Consider the following 16,880-nt stretch of genomic DNA (forward strand, 5'->3'; position numbering starts at 1 on the left):
ATTAAAAAAGAGGGGGAGACATGGCAGACCAAGAACCACAAAGCGAGCGTTTTTCAGACGAGGACGCGACGCCTGCACGCAAACGCCCACGGCCGGGCGAGCGGCGTTTGCAAATTTTACAAACCCTGGCATCCATGCTGGAGCAACCGGGTACCGAGCGTGTGACCACGGCCAGTTTGGCCGCCAAAATTGGTGTGAGCGAAGCGGCCCTGTACCGGCACTTCGCCAGCAAAGCGCAGATGTTTGAAGGCCTGATCGACTTTGTGGACCAATCGGTGATCGGCCTGATTCGGCAGGTGACAGATCGCGAGCCCGCAGGCCCTGTGCAGGCCAGCCGCATCGTGGCCTTGTTGCTGCAGTTTGCCGAGAAAAACCCGGGCATGAGCCGCGTGATGATTGGCGATGCCTTGGTGCTGGAGCACGAACGCTTGCAAGAGCGCATCAACTTGCTGTTTGACAAAATCGAGGCGCAGCTGCGTCAGTCCCTCAAAGGCATTGAGTCAGCCACCCCCACGGCCGACGCGCAGTTGGTGGCCTCTTTGCTGGTGGCCTTCATGCAAGGGCGCTTGCAGCGCTTTGCCCGTTCGGGCTTCAAGCGGCTGCCTTCGGAGCATTTGCAGGCGGCGCTGGCACGCATTCTGTAATCGTCCATTTCCTTGTAGTGCCGTACGCGAGATGACCGTCTTGTAGGTCGGCACTCGAAGAGTCCGACGTTTAGGGTGTATGCCAGCAGATGAGATCATGCCTGTGCATGGATAAATTGCAAGTCATGGCTTGCAATTAGGAATTTTTTCTGCAAAAATGCACGCCATGACTGACAATATCCGCCTTCCTGATGAACTGGGCCGCCAACTGCAAGCCCGCCGAGAAGCGCTGGGCTTGAGCAAGTCTGCTCTGGCCGAAAAGGCTGGCAAGGTTCGCGAAGTGATCTATCGGCTGGAAGCGGGTGAAGAGTCCACGGTTTCGTCGCTGCTGGCCGTCATGGGGGCCTTGGGGCTGGCGATGCGCATGGAGCGCGCAGGCTTGCCAACAGCCAGCGAAGTCGCTGCCAGGTTCATGGACGACGATGATGCTGCCTGAAAAAATCCGGTTGCTGAACGTCTCGATTGGCGATGCAGAAAACGCTGGTCAGCTGCTCCGGGCGTCCACTTACGAATTCCGTTATGTGCAGCCCCAGGCTGAGCAAGCTGCCGTGGCCTTGCTCATGCCCGCCTCGCAGCAGCTCACCTGGCAAGATGGCGACCTGTTTCCGCCGATGGACCAGAACCTGCCTGAAGGCGACTTGTTCATGAAGATCCGGGAACTCTTCCCGAAGCAACCCATGACGCCCATGCACATGCTGGCGCTGGTTGGGCGCAATGGGATCGGGCGGCTGGGTTATAGCCTGCCCGGCGAAACACCCACACCCATGCCACGAACGCTGAGCAAAAGCGAATTGTTGGGCACGGCCTACACACCAGAGGTGTTCAATGAACTGGTGGCCGCTTATCTCAGCACAGGCGCGGGCATCGCAGGCATGCAGCCCAAGATCATGGTGCCTGACCAGCCCACCGTGCCGATACCCTCGCTCATCGTGAAGGCGGCCAGCGCCGCTTATCCAGGCTTGGCCGTCAATGAATTTCTGTGCCTGACAGCGGCCCAGGAAGCAGGCATCGAAACGCCGACATTCGCGTTGTCTGACGATGGACAGATGCTGGTGCTGGACCGCTTTGATTTGGTCGTTCATGACAATGGCCGGGTCGAGCGTTTGGGTTTTGAGGACATCGCGTCCCTTGCCGGACTGCGCGTGCGTGACATCTTGTCTGATCGCAAGTACCAGGGCAGCTACCAGCGGATTGCAGAACTCCTGCGCCAATTGCAATTGCCCAGCGACAACCTGCATCGGTTTTTTGAGCAGGTCGCGTTTTCCATCATGGTGCGCAATGGCGATGCGCACTTGAAAAATTTTGGCCTGCTTTACCGTTCGTCTGAAGATGTTTGGCTGGCCCCGATGTTCGATGTGGTGACCACCAGCATCTACACCTACACGCAATACACAGGCGGCCCCGAATTGGAGGACCGTACCCTGGCACTCAAACTGTTTGCGGGCAAACACCACACCAAAGCCTATCCCACCCAAGAGGAACTGGAAGACTTTGGCCGTCGTGTGTGCGGGGTCAGTCAGCCCAGCCAAACGCTCAAGCGCATCGCCCAGGCCATGCACAGCACCATGGAAAAAGCCAAAGGCGACCCGCGAGTGCCCAGGGCGTTGTGGGCGCAGATGGCGCAGGCTTGGGAGTCGGGGTACGGGTATGCGAGATAGGTGGAAGTTACTGAGCTTTCTACCTTGGTGATGCAATGACTGGTTCAGGCTGGGACCAGACATTCAATCGTCGCAAGTGGCTGGCCGCAACCGACCCAAAGCAGAAGTCCAATGCCATGCCTTGGGTGCCCGCCTAATTCCTACAGGCCATGCTTAACGCTCAGCCATCGGTCACTTCATTGAGTTATTCGGTGGTGATGTTACGTTCTTTAATGACTCGATTCCATAGACTGGTTTGCTGCTCAATGAACTTCTTTGCTTGCTCAGGTGTACCTTTTTGAATCTCACCACCGAGTTGTCCCACGCGTGCTTTGACGTCAGGTGATTCAAGCGCTTGTTGAAATGCCGAAGCCAATTTTTTCATCACGGGCTCGGGCGTGTTGGCGGGTGCAAATACAGCGTTCCACTCGTAAATCTCGGTGCCTTTGAGACCCGATTCGCTTAAGGTGGGCACGTCGGGCAAGATGGGCGAGCGTTTGCCTGAAGTCACGGCCAATGCTTTGAGTTTGCCGGATTGAACGTGTTGCAAGGTCGAGGCCAGATTTCCGAAGAAAAGGGGCACTTGACCGCCGATCACGTCGTTAAGTGCGGGGCCGCCCCCTTTGTAGGGAACGTGCACCATGTCCACCTTGGCGGCAGATTCAAACAGGGCACCTGCCAAATGTTGGGCTGACCCATTGCCCGATGAGGCATAAGAAACAGCGTCCTTGCTTTTGCGGGCAGCGGCCATCAGTTCAGCCATGTTTTTGGCCGGGAAGTTGGCGTTGACCAACACCACGTTGGGGAACAAGGCGACGATGCCAACAGCCTGAAAGGCCTTGGCGCTGTCGTAGGGCAGCTTGGGGTAGAGCGATGGGTTAACGGCAAAAGATGAAGCATCCAGCATCAAGGTGTAGCCGTCTGGGGCGGCTTTGGCGACAGCGGCAGCGCCGATTTGGCCGCCTGCGCCAGGCTTGTTGTCAATCACGATGGCCTGACCCAGTGCTTCGCCCATCTTGGGTGCAATCAGTCTGGCCATAGCGTCGGCACCTCCACCTGGTGGGTAAGTGACGACCAGCGTGATGGGCTTGCTGGGATAGACCGCTTGGGCCATGGCAGAGGGTGCGGCTGCGCAGATGGCGAGCGATGCCCATGCGATCAAATGAAATGCTTGGCGACGAACAAGGTGAGTCATGACATATCTCCCGGGGTGGTTTATTGGACTTGTGCGGTGTACTTGAAAGAATAGGCATCACCACGTGTGGTGCGAAGCTCAACACAACGGCCGGCCATGTCGAAGGCCTGACGCTCGACCAGAACGCAGGGGTGTGAGGCGGCCAGCTTCAAGCGCTTGGCTTGCGTGGCATTGAGTTGGGAAAAGCTCAGGGTATCTTGTGTTTTTTGAATAACAACCCCGCAACGCTGTTGGTACATGGGGTACAGCAAATCGTCCCATGCGTTGGTGTCTGAATCGGCCAATGCCCCAAAAATCGGCAATGGCAAAACGATGGTTTCCAGCAGGCAAGGTTCTGCGTCCAGACTTCGAACGCGTTCGAGTTGAAGCACTTGTGCGCCGTGTTCAAGACCGAAAACATGAGCCTCTTGCACGCTGGCGCTGCGGAGGCGACTCGTCAGGATGCGCGAGTGGGGCGTTGTGCTGCTGTCGTCATCCAGGCCGCGAAATCTGAAGAACCGCATCATTGAAGCGCCATCGACACCCTTGGTCACAAAAGTGCCCTTGCCGTGCCGACGTTGCAAGACCCCGTCTTCAACCAACAACGACAAGGCTTGGCGGATTGTTCCCAGCGCGACGCCATAGCTTTGAGCCAAAGTCGATTCGGCTGGGATGAGCTCACCAGGTGCCCACTCGCCCAGCAGGATGCGATCACGCAAAGCCTGCGCCAACTTGCCGTAGCGGCTTTGGCCGGGCGTATTGTCGATCAGAAGTGTGGACATGGGTTGAAACAAGACATCTAGAGGACTAGAATATACAACATGAATTCACTGAAGTCAAAAAACTGGGTCGATACCCATTTCCACGTTTTCAATGCGAGCGTTGCCATCGAGGGTGCCCGGTATGTGCCGCAGTACAGTGCCGTGTTATCCGACTGGATGAGGCAAGCACAAAACGTTGGTGTGACACGTGGTGTTTGGGTGCAGCCCAGTTTTTTGGGTAACGACAACAGCCTGATGTTGGATGCGCTCAAGGCTCACCCTGACATGCTACGCGGCATCGCTGTGGTGAGGCCTGATGTGAGTTTGGAAGAGTTCAACACCTTGCATGAAGTAGGTGTGCGAGGTATCCGTTTGAATTTGGCAGGTGTATCTCATGACATTCCGGCATGGGCACAGGCCCATATCCTCTGGGATGCTATGCAGTCGCGCGGGTGGCACCTTGAGGTACACACAGATCAAGGCAAACTGCCTCACGTACTCAGTCAATTGCCATCGGATTTGCCCCTTGTTGTGGACCATATGGCCAAGCCATTGCGTGCCAGTGCGGATGACCCCACCTTGCGGGCCTTGAACGCTCGGGCCATGGTTTCGCCTGTATACGTCAAGTTGAGTGGCGCTTACCGGTTGGGTGAAGTCGATCCTGGGCGCTTGGCCGCGCTCTTACTGAGTGAGTTGGGGCCCAGTGCACTGCTCTGGGGAAGCGATTGGCCATGCACTAACCATGAACAGTTTGCAGACTTCGAAAAGCTCATTGCGCAAGCCAACGAATGGATCATTTCCGAGCACATTGAGCAAATCATGTCTCGCAATCCATTGCAGCTTTACTGGGATTATTTTTCATCGCGCTGAGAGGTGATTAGCAGTGGATTTCTCGATGCTGAAACACTTCGTTCAAGTTGATGACAAATACACGGCTTGATTAGCAGTCACAGTTGTAGTGAACGCCCGCAGACCATTTACGTGATATCGATGACTGACCGCTTCTGGCCGTTAGCAGACAACGGGCTCACTCGGATCGATGCCTGCAACCGCTGCAAAGCAGCCGATTCATGGTCAGAGTGCATCACCAATTCCACAAAGTCCCATCATGCTGCAACCGGTTCACGGGCAAATAAGCCCGTTGATACGGGTACTTGGCAGCCAGCTTTTCGTCGATGTCCACCCCATGACCGGGGGACTCGCCGCAGTGCATCATGCCGCGCTCACAGTGGTAATCGTGCGGGAAGACCGACAGCATTTCCTCGCTGTGCGGCATGTATTCCTGCACGCCAAAGTTGGGCACCCAGGTGTCAAAGTGCAGGGCTGTGCCCATGCACACGGGTGACAAATCGGTTGCGCCGTGGCAGCCGGTGCGCACTTGGTAGAGGTTGGCCAGGTCAGCGATGCGCCGCAGGTGCGTGATGCCGCCCGCGTGGACCACGGTGGTGCGGATGTAGTCGATCAGTTGCTTTTCGATCAGTGTCTTGCAGTCCCAGATGCTGTTGAAAATCTCGCCCACAGCAATGGGTGTGGTGGTGTGGTGGCGTATCCACTGGAAGGAATCCTGGTTTTCGGCGGGCGTTGGGTCTTCCATCCAGAACATGCGCATGGGCTCGAGCGCCTTGCCCAGTTGGCCCGCTTCGATGGGCGTCAGGCGGTGGTGCACGTCGTGCAGCAAATGGATGTCGGGACCCACGGCTTCCCGCACGGCTTCAAACAGGCCGGGCGTGTGGCGCAAATATTTTTCGGTGCTCCAGTCGTGTTCGCTGGGCAAGTTGCCGTCGGCAGGTTCATACATGCGGTTCGCACCGCTGACGCCATAAACCTTGTTCAGCCCCGGCACGCCGCTTTGGGCGCGGATGGCCAAGTAGCCTTCTTCCTTGTGGCGCAAGACTTCGTCCACCGTTTCGGCCGTGTCGCGGCCGTTGGCGTGGCCGTAGACCATGACTCCGGTGCGGCTGCGCCCGCCCAGCAGTTGGTACAGCGGCATGTTGGCCATCTTGGCCTTGATGTCCCACAGCGCGGTGTCCACCGCGGCAATCGCGCTCATGGTCACCGGGCCGCGCCGCCAGTAGGCGCCTTTGTAAAGGTATTGCCAGATGTCCTCGATTTGCTGTGGGTCGCGCCCGATCAGGCAGGGAATGAGGTGGTCTTGGAGGTAGCTGACCACGGCCAACTCGCGGCCGTTGAGCGTGGCGTCGCCCACGCCGGTGACGCCTTGGTCGGTTTCGATCTTGAGGGTGACGAAGTTGCGGCCAGGGCTGCAGACGATGACGCGGGCGGCGGTGATTTTCATGGCTTTGTTTGCGTGAATGGTTGCGTTGTCATGCAATGGCGTCAGACTGGTTTTGTCGGTCGGCGGCTTTGGCCCCGACATGAGGCCTGAGCCCAAGCGAGACTTGTCGGAGCTGAAGCTGCCGACCTACGGGGGGCGCGTATAGGGGCTTTCATGCAGCTGTGCTTAGCAGTTGCTGGATGGCTTTGTCCACACCGTGCTGCATCACTTGCTGGTGCCAGTGCGTCACGCGGGCGATCCATGCGGCGTGCTGTGGCAGGGCGCTGCCCCACAGGTCTTCGCGGGCCAGCAGGGCGCGCACGCAGGTCTCGGGCTCGGTGCGTTGGGCGGCACCCAGGGCCATCAGGCTGGCTGCTTGCGGGTCGTTCAGGGCATAGACTTGGCCGTTTTCGTCCACGCCCAGGGTGTAGCGCACGAACACGGCGGCTGCCAGCGCGTGGTGTTCAAATGATGCGCCTTGGGCGATCTGCCCCAACACCGAAGGTGGCCAGCGTTGCGGGATTTTTTGCGAGCTGTCGGTGGCGATCTGGTGCACGCTGTGCTTCAGGTGCGGGTTGGCAAAACGCGCAATCAACGCATCGCGGTAATCCGCCCAGTCGCTGCGACTCAGGTGTGGTGAGACTTCGCGGCCCATCAGTTGGTGAACAAATGTTCGGATGTGTTCTACGCCAATGCAGTTGGCAATGAACGGCCGCGCCGTGACCGCGCCCATGAGCGCCATGGTCGTGTGGCTGCCATTGAGCATGCGCAGCTTGGCTTCTTCGTAGCTGTGCACATCGCCCGTCACGCGCACACCGGCGCTTTGCAGCACTGCTGCATCCGCTGGGTCGGCAAAGCGGTTTTCGATCACCCATTCCCAAAAGCCTTCGGTGCTCAGGGCGCAGGCGTCCTGCAAGCCCAGTGCTTGTTGGGCCGCAGTCAACACCTCAGCCGTAGCGGCAGGCACGATGCGGTCGACCATGCTGCAGGGGAAAGCGCAATGTACATCCAGCCAGCGCAGAAATTCCGCGTCTTGTGGCGTGGTGTGTTTGGCTGGAATCTCAGCTTTGACCAAGGCTTGCAGTTTGTGGCCATTGCCTTGCAGGTTGTCACACGAGGCGATGGTGATGCCGGGCAAGCCTGCCTGCTGGCGCAGGCGCAAGCCGTCCAGCAGCAACAGGCCTAAAGCCGGGGTGTAGCCTTTTTCGGTCACGGTGAGGGTGACCCAGCGAGTGGAGGGTGCGGCGATGGCTTGCACCACTGCATCGCGTTCGGTGGTGGCCACATTCATGCGCCAAAGCGCGCCGGGCACTTGCCACTTCACGCCTTTTGCATCGGCGATGCGCACGGCATACAGGCCGTCTTGTGCTCGCAGTGGGTTCACCAAATCGGGCCGAGTCATGCCCACGCCGTGGATGCCCCAGCGCGTGTCGCCACTGGCCAGTAACTGGTCAAACACCATGGCCTGGTGGGCGCGGTGAAAAGCGCCAAGGCCCAGATGCACCACGCCGGGAGCGTGGGCTGTGCGGTCGTAGTTGGGCACTTTCACGTTGGACGGCAGCGATGAAAGGGTGAGGGCAGAAAGTGGCATGGTGGAAGTGCTGTGAAGAGAGGTTTCAAACGAATAAGCGCGACGCTCTTTGTAGGCGCTTGCCCTGCAAACGAAAAGCCTGCGGGCCGCAAGCGTTCGCATCGCCAGCTGGGCTGGCTCCTACAAAAAATCCAGTCATCTTCAAGTCGATGATCTCGCTTGGAGTTTCTGTTCCGATGCTTCGATTTCGGTCCAGGTGGCGTCGTCGATCCAGATGCCGCTTTGCTCGCGCTGGGCTCGGGCAGTGCGTTCGGGTTCGCCCGCCATGTGCACGCCGTCGCTGCCGGGGGCATCGGGGCTTTGGCGCAGCCAGTCGGCAAAGGCCAGGGCTTCTTGTTCGAACATGTCTTGCGTGCCCAAGCGCACGGGGTCGATCAGCATGGTCAGCATGCCGTTGAGCACGGCACGTTGTTGGTCGGCTTCGCGGTGCCAGGTGCCACCACCGGTCAGCGCACCACCCAGCAGTTCGCAGGCCACGGCCATGCCAAAACCTTTGTGGTCGCCAAAGGTCATGAGCGCGCCAAACAGGCCGTTGGATTGCGGCACCACCACCACGCCGGGGTCGGTGGTGGGGTGGCCGTGTTCGTCGATCAAATAGCCCGGCGGCACTTGCTCGCCCTTGTTGTGGGCCACGCGCATCTTGCCTTGCGCCACGCGGCTGGTGGCAAAGTCCAGCACAAAGGGGGCGCGCTTGCCCATGGGCACGCCGATGCAGCAGGGGTTGGTGCCAAAGCGCCCGTCACCACCGCCAAAGGGGGCCACCACGGGGCGTGAGAGCACGTTCACAAAATGCACCGACACCAGACCCTGGGCCACGGCCATCTCGGCAAACTGGCCGATGCGGCCCAGGTGGTGCGAGCGGCTGAGCGCTACGGTGCACACACCGTGTTGCTTGGCGCGCTCGATGCCCATCTGCATGGCCTGCACGCCGGTGATTTGGCCGTAGCCGCGTTGGCCGTCCAGGTTGAGCAGTGGGCCGGTGTCCAGCAGCACCTTCACGCCCATGTTGGGACTCAGGCCGCCTTCGAGCACCGCGTCCACATAGCGTGGCACCATGCCCACGCCGTGCGAGTCGTGCCCGCTCAGGTTGGCCATGACCAAGTTGTCGGCCACCTGGGCTGCCTCGGCCGGGGCGCTGCCCGCTTGTTCTATGATGCGTGCGACTTTGGCGCGCAGGTCGCTTGCAGAAATGGTGTGGCTCATTTTTTTCTCACATTACCGCGCCGACTTGCCACGGCACAAACTCGTTTTGGCCGTAGCCGTGGCGCTCGCTCTTGGTGGGCTCGCCCGAAGCGGCGGCGAGGATCATTTCAAAAATCCGCTGGCCCATGTCGGCAATGCTCACGCCGCCGTCCACGATTTCGCCGCAGTTCAGGTCCATGTCTTCTTTCTGCTTTTTCCAAAGGGCGGTGTTGGTCGAAAACTTGAGGCTGGGCGAGGGCGCGCAGCCGTAGGCGCTGCCGCGCCCGGTCGTGAAGCAGATCAGGTTGGCCCCGCCTGCCACCTGGCCTGTGGCGCTCACCGGGTCGTAGCCGGGCGTGTCCATGTAGACAAAGCCTTTGGCCGTGACGGGTTCGGCGTATTCGTACACCGCCTGCAGGTTGCTGGTGCCGCCCTTGGCCACCGCGCCCAGCGACTTTTCTAGGATGGTGGTCAGGCCGCCCGCCTTGTTGCCGGGCGAGGGGTTGTTGTTCATTTCGCCACCGTTGATGGCGGTGTAGTTCTCCCACCAGCGGATGCGCTCGATCAGTTTGTGCGCCACTTCGGGCTTCACAGCACGGCGCGTGAGCAAATGCTCGGCACCATATATTTCGGGCGTTTCGCTCAGGATGGCCGTACCGCCATGCTGCACCAACAGGTCCACCGCTGCGCCCAGCGCCGGGTTGGCGCTGATGCCCGAATAACCGTCAGACCCGCCGCACTGCAAACCGACGGTGATGTGCTCGGCACTGCAAGGCTCGCGGGTAATGGCGTTGGCGCGGGGCAGCATCTCTTCGATCAAGGCAATGCCTTTTTCTACTGTGAGGCGTGTGCCGCCCGTGTCCTGGATGTTGAAGACCTTGAGCGTGTCGCCCTCGCGCAGGCTGCTGTGCGCCAGCCAGGTGTTGAGCTGATTCGCTTCGCAGCCCAAGCCCACCACCACCACGCCCCAGAAGTTGGCGTGTGTCGCGTAACCGGCCAGCGTGCGCTCCAGTAGCTGGATGCCTAGCCCTTCGGTGTCCATGCCGCAGCCAGTGCCGTGGGTCAGGGCGACCACGCCGTCCACATTCGGAAAGTTGGCCAGCGCAGCCGGGTTGTTGCGTTTGGAAAAGTGGTCGGCAATCGCCCGTGCAGCGGTGGCCGAGCAGTTGACGCTGGACAACACGCCGATGTAGTTGCGCGTGGCCACACGACCGTCTGTTCGCTTGTAGCCCATGAAGCTCGCTTGCTTGCGCACAGGTTCAGGTTTCACGTCTTGCCCGATGGCGTAGTCGCGCTCGAAGTTGCCTTTTTCCGCGCCCATGTTCAGGTTGTGCGTGTGCACATGCTCGCCCGGGGCAATGGCCTGGTGTGCAAAACCAATGATCTGGTTGTAGCGGCGAACGGGCTCGCCCACGGCAATGGCGCGTGTCGCGATTTTGTGACCTGGCGGGATCAAGCCGCGTACAGGCACGCCCTCGACGGCGCTGCCGCTCATGAGTTGGCTGCGCGCGATGACCACGTCATCGGCCGGGTGCAAACGGATGAAACTGCTCATGAAAAAACCTCAATAAAACTGCTTGGGCAACCACAGCACCAAGCTGGGCACATAAGTGATGACGACAAGGCTGCCTAGCAAAGGGAACAGCCAGGGCAGGATGGCCATGGTGGTGCGCTCGACACTGAGCTTGGCCACACGGGCGAGCACAAAGAGCACCATGCCCATGGGCGGGTGCAGCAGACCGATCATCAGGTTGAGCACCATGACCAGACCGAAGTGCACCAGGTCAATGCCCAGTTGCTGGCAAATCGGCACGAGGATAGGCACCAGGATGGTGATGGCGGCGGTGGGCTCCAGGAAGCAGCCGACAAACAGCATCAATGCATTGGCCAGCAGCAAGAACACCCAAGGCTCTTGTGTGAAGCCCAGCACCCAGCTGGAGATGGCGGTGGTCACACCGGTGGCGGTGAGCATCCAGCCAAATATGCTGGCAGCGGCCACGATGAACAGCACGGTGGCGGTGGTCTCGACCGTGTCCAAGCAGATCTTCACGAACATCTTGAAGTTGAGCGTGCGGTACCAGAAAAAGCCCAACGCAATCGCCCAGACGCAAGCGGCAATGGCACCTTCGGTGGGGGTGAACACGCCGGTGGTCATGCCGCCGATCAGCAACACGGGTGTCATGATCGGCAACACGGCCTGAAAGTTGAAGAACTTGTCGGCGGTGAACAACACAAACAAGGCGGCAAATACGGTGAGTTGGGGCGGTGTGCCCATCGCGGTGACGAGCCACCAGATGGACAGAGGCCAGCCGATGACCACCGCTGTTTCGGCCAGGGCTTTGATGACCTTGGGCCACTCGAATTTCACATCCGCACCCCAGCCGTTTTTGTGGGCGAAATAGGCCACCGTCAGCATCATGAGCAAGGCCATCAGGATACCGGGCAGGATGCCCGCCAGGAACAACGCGCCCACCGACACGTTGGCCATCATGCCGTAGATCACAAAGGGCAAACTGGGCGGGATGATGGGGCCGAGCGTGGCCGAAGCCGCAGTGACGCCCACCGCAAATTCGGTGCTGTAGCCATGGTCTTTCATGGCCTTGATCTCGATGGTGCCCAGGCCTGCCGCATCGGCAATGGCGGTGCCGCTCATGCCTGCAAACACAACCGAGCCGACCACGTTGACGTGGCCCAAGCCGCCCTTGAGCCAGCCCACCAGGGCCAGCGCATAGTTGTAAATGCGGTTGGTGATGCCCGCGTTGTTCATCAGGTTGCCGGCCAGAATGAAAAACGGCACGGCCAGCAGCGGAAAGCTGTCGATGCCCGAGACCATGCGGTGGATGACCACAAAAGGCGGCGAGCTTTGCGCGAATAACAGGTAAATCAGCGAAGCCCCGGCCATGGCGATGGCCACCGGGATGCCGCCACTCATGAGGAACAGAAAAAGGATTTTCAGCATGGGAGAACTTTCAAGGGGGCGGTTTTCAGCGGTCGGTCATTTCGGTTTCGGGACGTTCCAGCACGGTGTAGCCGCGCTGCCAGTGCACGCGTGCGACCCAGATGGCGCGCAGGCACATGGCGGCAAATCCGGCCATCACCACGCCGTACACCAGGTTCATGGGCAAATCGATGATGGTCATCTTGTAGCTGCCCAGTTTTTCCATCATCTGGCCGGTGAGGAAGGTGGCGGCGGCAAAGAAAGCCACGCGCATGGCATCGACCAAGGTGGCCACGGTGCGGCACAGCCAGCGGGGCATGAAGCGGAAGAAAAAGTCCACCTGGATGTGGTTGTTCTTGGCCACGCCAATGGTGGCCCCCGTGAAGACGACGGCGATCAGCAAATACCGGGCGATTTCTTCGGTCCACGAGGCCGAGTCGTTGAGCACGTAGCGGGTCACAAATTGGTAGAACACGGTGATGCCCAGTGCCCAGAAAAAGGCCAGGGCCACCCAGGCTTCGATGGGTGTGCCGGACAAATCGACTTCGTCATCGGTGGCGTGGAACTGGCCATCGTCGCCCATGACTTTGGGCATCGCGTCGAGATCAGGCAGGTGGGATGGGGTGCTCATGGGCGGGCTCTGTAAAAAGACAAAAAATGTGCACTGCTCACACAGGACACCCGCCAAGGGGTGTTTGGCCGGTGAAGGTGAAGCGCGGGTGAGTGAGCGCGTGTGCAGCGCCATGGCCCGGGCGGGCCATGGTGCGGGCGTGCTAAGGCGCGGGCCATGGCGCGCTGGGGCCGTTTACTTGGCAGCCTGGATCTTGTCGTAGTCAGCACGCGTGAAGCCCATGGACTCCAGCGGCTTGTTCTTCATGACCGCGTCCACAAAGCTCTTGCGGTCGACATCGATCACTTGCAGGCCTTTTTTCTTGAACTCGGACACCAGTTCGGCTTCACGCTTCTTGATTTGTGCGGTGGAGCGCACAGCCGCTTCCTGCATCACCTCAGAGAACATTTTTTTCTCGGCATCGCTGAGCTTGTTCCACAGGTGCGGGGCCACCTGGGTGGTCAGGCCGTCCACGATGTGGCCGGTGAGCATGATGGCCTTTTGCACTTCAAAGAACTTCTTGGCTTCGATGGTGGTCAAGGGGTTCTCTTGTGCTTCCACGGTGCCGTTTTGCAGAGCCAGGTACACCTCGGCAAAAGCAATCGGCGTGGGGTTGGCACCGCAGGCTTCAGGCGTGGCGCGGTAGGCCGGCACATCGGGCACGCGGATTTTCAGGCCCTTCATGGCCGCGCAGTTGGGGATGGGTTTTTGCGCCGTGGTGTGGCGCGCACCGTAATAGGTGTAGGCCGTGACCTGGATGCCGGTCTTGGCACGGAACTCGTTGACCATTTCCTGGAACACCGCACTCTTGGAATAGGCAATCAGGTGGTCGCCATCACGGAACATGAAGGGGTAGTAGGCGATGCCAAAGCGGGGGTAGGTGCGTGCGGCAAATGACGGGCCGCTGATGATGATGTCCACTGTGCCCAGGGTCAGGCCCTGGTTGATGTCTGTTTCTTTACCCAATGTGGAGGCAGGGAAGACCTGGATGTCGAACTTGCCGTTGCTGCGCTTTTTGATTTCTTCAGCCGCCCAGACCGAGTCGGTGTGGTAGGGCTCGGATGTTTCGTAGGCGTGGGCCCATTTGAGTTTTTGCTGGGCTTGGGCGCCTGCGCTCATCAGCAGGGTGCCCATGGTCACGGCGCCCAATGCGGCCAGGGTCTTCAGTGCGAATCGTTTGCTCATCGTTGTCTCCTCGTGGGTTTTAAAAAATTTGCTGACGCGGGAACAGAAAATCACCCTAGCGGGCGGGTGCGCGGCGCCAGCTCGCGCTGTATCTTTTGTGGGCTTGTTTCAGGTGTTTTTGCATGGCTTTGCGGGCCGCGCTGCTGTCGTGCGCTTCGATGGCGTGCATGACTTCCTGGTGTTCTGCAATGGCGGATTGCCATGATGCAGGGTGTTCAAAATAATCCCCCAGCCGGGCAAACAGGGGGCCGTTGCGGGCCAACCAGTAACGCTGCACCGTGTCCAGCAGCACGCTGTTGCCACAGGCCTGGGCAATGGCTTCGTGAAATGCTTCATCGCCCTGGCGCGGGATTTCATCCCGTGCGGCTTCGAGCTTCATTTGTTGCAGGCCGTTCTTGATGGCTTTGAGGTCGGCCTTTTGGGCATGCGTGGCGGCAAGGGCCGCCACTTCGGCCTCGACCAGAATGCGGGCGCTCATGACTTCCAGCGGTCCCCAGTTCGCGGGGGTGTTGTCGTCCAGTTCAGCCGGGGCAGCGGTCGGCTTGGCGGCCATGGTTTGCCGCACATAAATGCCGGAGCCGGTTCGCACCTCGATCATGCCTTCCACTTCCAGTGCAATCAGGGCTTCACGCACCGAGGGGCGGCTCACGCCCAGCTGCACCGCCAGATCGCGCTCGGCCGGTAAACGTGAACCCAGCGCAAACTCACCCGAAGCCATCAGTTGCCGTAGTTGCTCGGCAATCTGTCGGTACAGGCGTTGGGGTGCAACGGTTTGGAGGGGCATGGCGCGAATCAGGGATAACGTGAATTGGACAAGTGGTCAGACCAGTTGCACAATCATCACATGTTCAAAAGCCATTGCAACTCCGCACAAACCCGCATGTTGCGTGTCGCAGAAACGACCCATGCGGGTTGGGTCTGCCGCATGCTGACATGCCTTGAGTTCGTTGCCACAGGGCTGACCTGTCGCCACGCCAACTGATCAATACCCCTCCTCCAGCCGCCCAGATGTCCTCTGTCTCCATTGACCGCGTGAGCCTTCGGCAAGTCAACCTGCCGCCCAAGGTCGTGCGCACCGACGCCATCCAGTCTTTTGTGACGCAGGAAACCATTCTGCTCACCTTGCACTGCAGCGACGGCATTGATGCCACGGGCTATGCCTACACCATTGGCACGGGTGGCTCGTCGGTGATGGCCTTGCTCAAGGACCACTTGGTGCCGCGCTTGATGGGGCGTGATCCGGTGATGGTCGAGGCGATCTGGAAAGATTTGTTTTTTCACACCCATGCCACCGCTGTCGGGGCCATGACCAGCCTGGCGCTGGCGTGTGTGGACACGGCTTTGTGGGACTGGCGTGCGCAAAGCCAGGGGCTGCCGCTGTGGCAGTTGTTGGGCGGGGCGCAAGCGCGTGTGCCGCTCTACACCACCGAGGGTGGCTGGTTGCATTTATCGCCCGAGGCGCTGGTGGACCAGACTCTGGAGGCCAAGGCCCAAGGCTTCAAAGGTGCCAAGATCAAGATCGGTCGCCCGCATGTGAGCGAAGACGTGGCGCGCCTGAGTGCCGTGCGCGATGCGGTGGGGCCAGGCTTTGACTTGATGACCGATGCCAACCAAGGCTTCAACCGCGCCGAGGCCGTACGACGGGCGCGGGCCTTTGATGGTTTGGGCTTGGCGTGGATGGAAGAGCCCTTACCTGCCGAAGACGTGTCGGGGCATCGGCAGTTGCGCGAGCAGACCACCATTCCCGTGGCGGTGGGCGAGTCGATGTACCACCCGATGCAGTTCCGTGAGTATTTGGAGCGGGGCGCGTGTTCGATCGTGCAGCCCGATGTGGCGCGCATCGGCGGCATCACGCCCTGGATCAAGACCGCGCACTTGGCCGAAACCTTTGACGTGGCGGTGTGTCCGCACTTCTTGATGGAGTTGCATGTGAGCCTTTGCGCCGCCGTGCCCAACGCCACCTGGGTCGAATACATCCCGCAGCTGGACGACATCACCACCTCGCGCATGCAGGTGCAAGGCGGTTTTGCCTTGCCACCCGACACCCCTGGCTTGGGCATTGCCTGGGATTGGACCGCCATCGCTCAACGACAAATCACCCAACTGGAGATAAAAGCACCATGAGACTCAAAGGAAAAATCGCACTGGTCACTGCCGCTGGGCAAGGCATTGGCCAGGCCGCTGCGCTGGCCATGGCCGCAGAGGGTGCGACCGTTTACGCCACCGATGTGAATGCCGATTTGCTCAAGTCTTACCAAGGCGTGGCCAATGTGCACACGGCCGTGCTGAACGTGCTGGACAAGGCCGCCATTGCCGCCCAAGTGGCCAGTCTGCCGCGCATTGACATCATCTTCAACTGCGCCGGCTTTGTGCACAACGGCAACATTGAACAGGCCACCGACGAGGACTGGGAGTTTGCCTTCAACCTGAACGTGCGTTCGCAGTTCTGGATGATCCAGGCGGCCATTCCCAAAATGGTGGCGCAGTTCAACAAAGACGGCCACGGCGGCAGCATCATCAACATGGCCAGCGTGTGCTCCAGCGTCAAGGGCTTGCCCAACCGCTTCATCTACGGCACCAGCAAGGCGGCCGTGATCGGCCTGACCAAGAGCGTGGCGGCCGACTACGTGCGCCAAGGCATCCGCTGCAACTGCATCTGCCCCGGCACCGTGGACACGCCTTCGCTGCAAGACCGCATCAACAGCTACGCCGACCCGGTGCAGGCGCGCAAGGACTTCATCAACCGCCAGCCCATGGGCCGACTGGCCCAGGCGCACGAGATTGCGCCCATCGTCACCTTCCTCGCCTCCGACGAGTCCATTTTTGCCACGGGCAATGCTTACATGGTCGACGGCGGCATGACCATTTGATTTTGCTGAAAGA

At 60.0% G+C, this 16,880-nt stretch carries 16 protein-coding genes; 6 read left to right on the plus strand and 10 right to left on the minus strand.

Features of this window, described 5'->3' with window-relative positions; all coding sequences use genetic code 11:
* Window positions 1–20: 20 nt before the first annotated feature.
* From slmA to B9Z47_RS13765, 3 genes are all read left to right on the plus strand, one after another.
* Window positions 21–644, plus strand: coding sequence for a nucleoid occlusion factor SlmA (gene slmA / locus B9Z47_RS13755; protein WP_108331813.1), 624 nt, complete (start codon window positions 21–23; stop codon window positions 642–644).
* A gap of 166 nt (window positions 645–810) precedes the next feature.
* The gene (locus B9Z47_RS13760) at window positions 811–1,080 is read left to right on the plus strand and encodes a helix-turn-helix domain-containing protein (protein ID WP_233253807.1); all 270 of its coding nucleotides are present in this window, start codon (window positions 811–813) and stop codon (window positions 1,078–1,080) included.
* Entirely contained in the window at window positions 1,070–2,302 is a 1,233-nt protein-coding gene (locus B9Z47_RS13765; protein ID WP_108331904.1) for a type II toxin-antitoxin system HipA family toxin, read from the plus strand. Before B9Z47_RS13760 ends, B9Z47_RS13765 begins: the two co-directional genes overlap by 11 nt.
* Before the next feature lie 184 nt (window positions 2,303–2,486).
* On the opposite strand, the gene B9Z47_RS13770 is transcribed toward B9Z47_RS13765, so the two are convergent.
* The gene (locus B9Z47_RS13770; RefSeq protein ID WP_108331815.1) at window positions 2,487–3,476 is read right to left on the minus strand and encodes a tripartite tricarboxylate transporter substrate binding protein; all 990 of its coding nucleotides are present in this window, start codon (window positions 3,474–3,476) and stop codon (window positions 2,487–2,489) included.
* 20 nt (window positions 3,477–3,496) lie between these two features.
* Window positions 3,497–4,237: a GntR family transcriptional regulator gene (locus tag B9Z47_RS13775; protein WP_108331816.1), complete on the minus strand. Its 741-nt coding sequence runs from the start codon at window positions 4,235–4,237 to the stop codon at window positions 3,497–3,499.
* Window positions 4,238–4,276: 39 nt separating this feature from the next.
* On the opposite strand from B9Z47_RS13775, the gene B9Z47_RS13780 reads away from it, so the two are divergent.
* Entirely contained in the window at window positions 4,277–5,086 is an 810-nt protein-coding gene (locus tag B9Z47_RS13780; protein ID WP_233253808.1) for an amidohydrolase, read from the plus strand.
* A gap of 214 nt (window positions 5,087–5,300) precedes the next feature.
* Here the strand turns inward: B9Z47_RS13780 and manD are convergent, their stop codons facing one another.
* The 8 genes from manD to B9Z47_RS13820 all read right to left on the minus strand — a co-directional run bounded on the left by manD (window position 5,301) and on the right by B9Z47_RS13820 (window position 14,781).
* Window positions 5,301–6,512, minus strand: a complete 1,212-nt coding sequence (gene manD, locus B9Z47_RS13785) for a D-mannonate dehydratase ManD (protein ID WP_108331905.1) — start codon at window positions 6,510–6,512, stop codon at window positions 5,301–5,303.
* Window positions 6,513–6,663: 151 nt separating this feature from the next.
* Window positions 6,664–8,082: a mannitol dehydrogenase family protein gene (locus tag B9Z47_RS13790; protein ID WP_108331818.1), complete on the minus strand. Its 1,419-nt coding sequence runs from the start codon at window positions 8,080–8,082 to the stop codon at window positions 6,664–6,666.
* Between the two features lie 141 nt (window positions 8,083–8,223).
* On the minus strand, window positions 8,224–9,285 hold the full coding sequence (locus B9Z47_RS13795) for a malate/lactate/ureidoglycolate dehydrogenase (protein ID WP_108331819.1): 1,062 nt from the start codon (window positions 9,283–9,285) through the stop codon (window positions 8,224–8,226).
* Between the two features lie 7 nt (window positions 9,286–9,292).
* The gene (locus B9Z47_RS13800) at window positions 9,293–10,819 is read right to left on the minus strand and encodes a UxaA family hydrolase (RefSeq protein WP_108331820.1); all 1,527 of its coding nucleotides are present in this window, start codon (window positions 10,817–10,819) and stop codon (window positions 9,293–9,295) included.
* Between the two features lie 9 nt (window positions 10,820–10,828).
* Window positions 10,829–12,223 (minus strand): TRAP transporter large permease, encoded by a 1,395-nt coding sequence (locus tag B9Z47_RS13805; protein WP_108331821.1) that lies wholly within the window; start codon window positions 12,221–12,223, stop codon window positions 10,829–10,831.
* Window positions 12,224–12,248: 25 nt separating this feature from the next.
* A complete protein-coding gene (locus tag B9Z47_RS13810; protein ID WP_108331906.1) occupies window positions 12,249–12,833 on the minus strand; it encodes a TRAP transporter small permease in 585 nt (194 codons plus the stop codon).
* A gap of 174 nt (window positions 12,834–13,007) precedes the next feature.
* Window positions 13,008–13,997, minus strand: a complete 990-nt coding sequence (locus B9Z47_RS13815; protein WP_108331822.1) for a sialic acid TRAP transporter substrate-binding protein SiaP — start codon at window positions 13,995–13,997, stop codon at window positions 13,008–13,010.
* A 55-nt stretch (window positions 13,998–14,052) separates the two neighbouring features.
* Window positions 14,053–14,781 (minus strand): FadR/GntR family transcriptional regulator, encoded by a 729-nt coding sequence (locus B9Z47_RS13820; RefSeq protein ID WP_108331823.1) that lies wholly within the window; start codon window positions 14,779–14,781, stop codon window positions 14,053–14,055.
* 224 nt (window positions 14,782–15,005) lie between these two features.
* Here B9Z47_RS13820 and B9Z47_RS13825 point away from each other — a divergent pair, with 224 nt between their 5' ends.
* Together B9Z47_RS13825 and B9Z47_RS13830 are read left to right on the plus strand one after the other, a co-directional pair.
* Window positions 15,006–16,121 carry a mandelate racemase/muconate lactonizing enzyme family protein gene (locus tag B9Z47_RS13825; protein WP_108331824.1) on the plus strand — a complete coding sequence of 372 codons (1,116 nt, stop codon included), beginning with the start codon at window positions 15,006–15,008 and terminating at the stop codon, window positions 16,119–16,121.
* Window positions 16,118–16,867 carry an SDR family oxidoreductase gene (locus tag B9Z47_RS13830; protein ID WP_108331825.1) on the plus strand — a complete coding sequence of 250 codons (750 nt, stop codon included), beginning with the start codon at window positions 16,118–16,120 and terminating at the stop codon, window positions 16,865–16,867. The genes B9Z47_RS13825 and B9Z47_RS13830 overlap by 4 nt, the downstream gene beginning before the upstream one ends.
* Window positions 16,868–16,880 lie beyond the last annotated feature (13 nt).

The organism is Limnohabitans sp. 2KL-1, from assembly GCF_003063435.1.
Taxonomy (GTDB): domain Bacteria; phylum Pseudomonadota; class Gammaproteobacteria; order Burkholderiales; family Burkholderiaceae_C; genus Limnohabitans_A.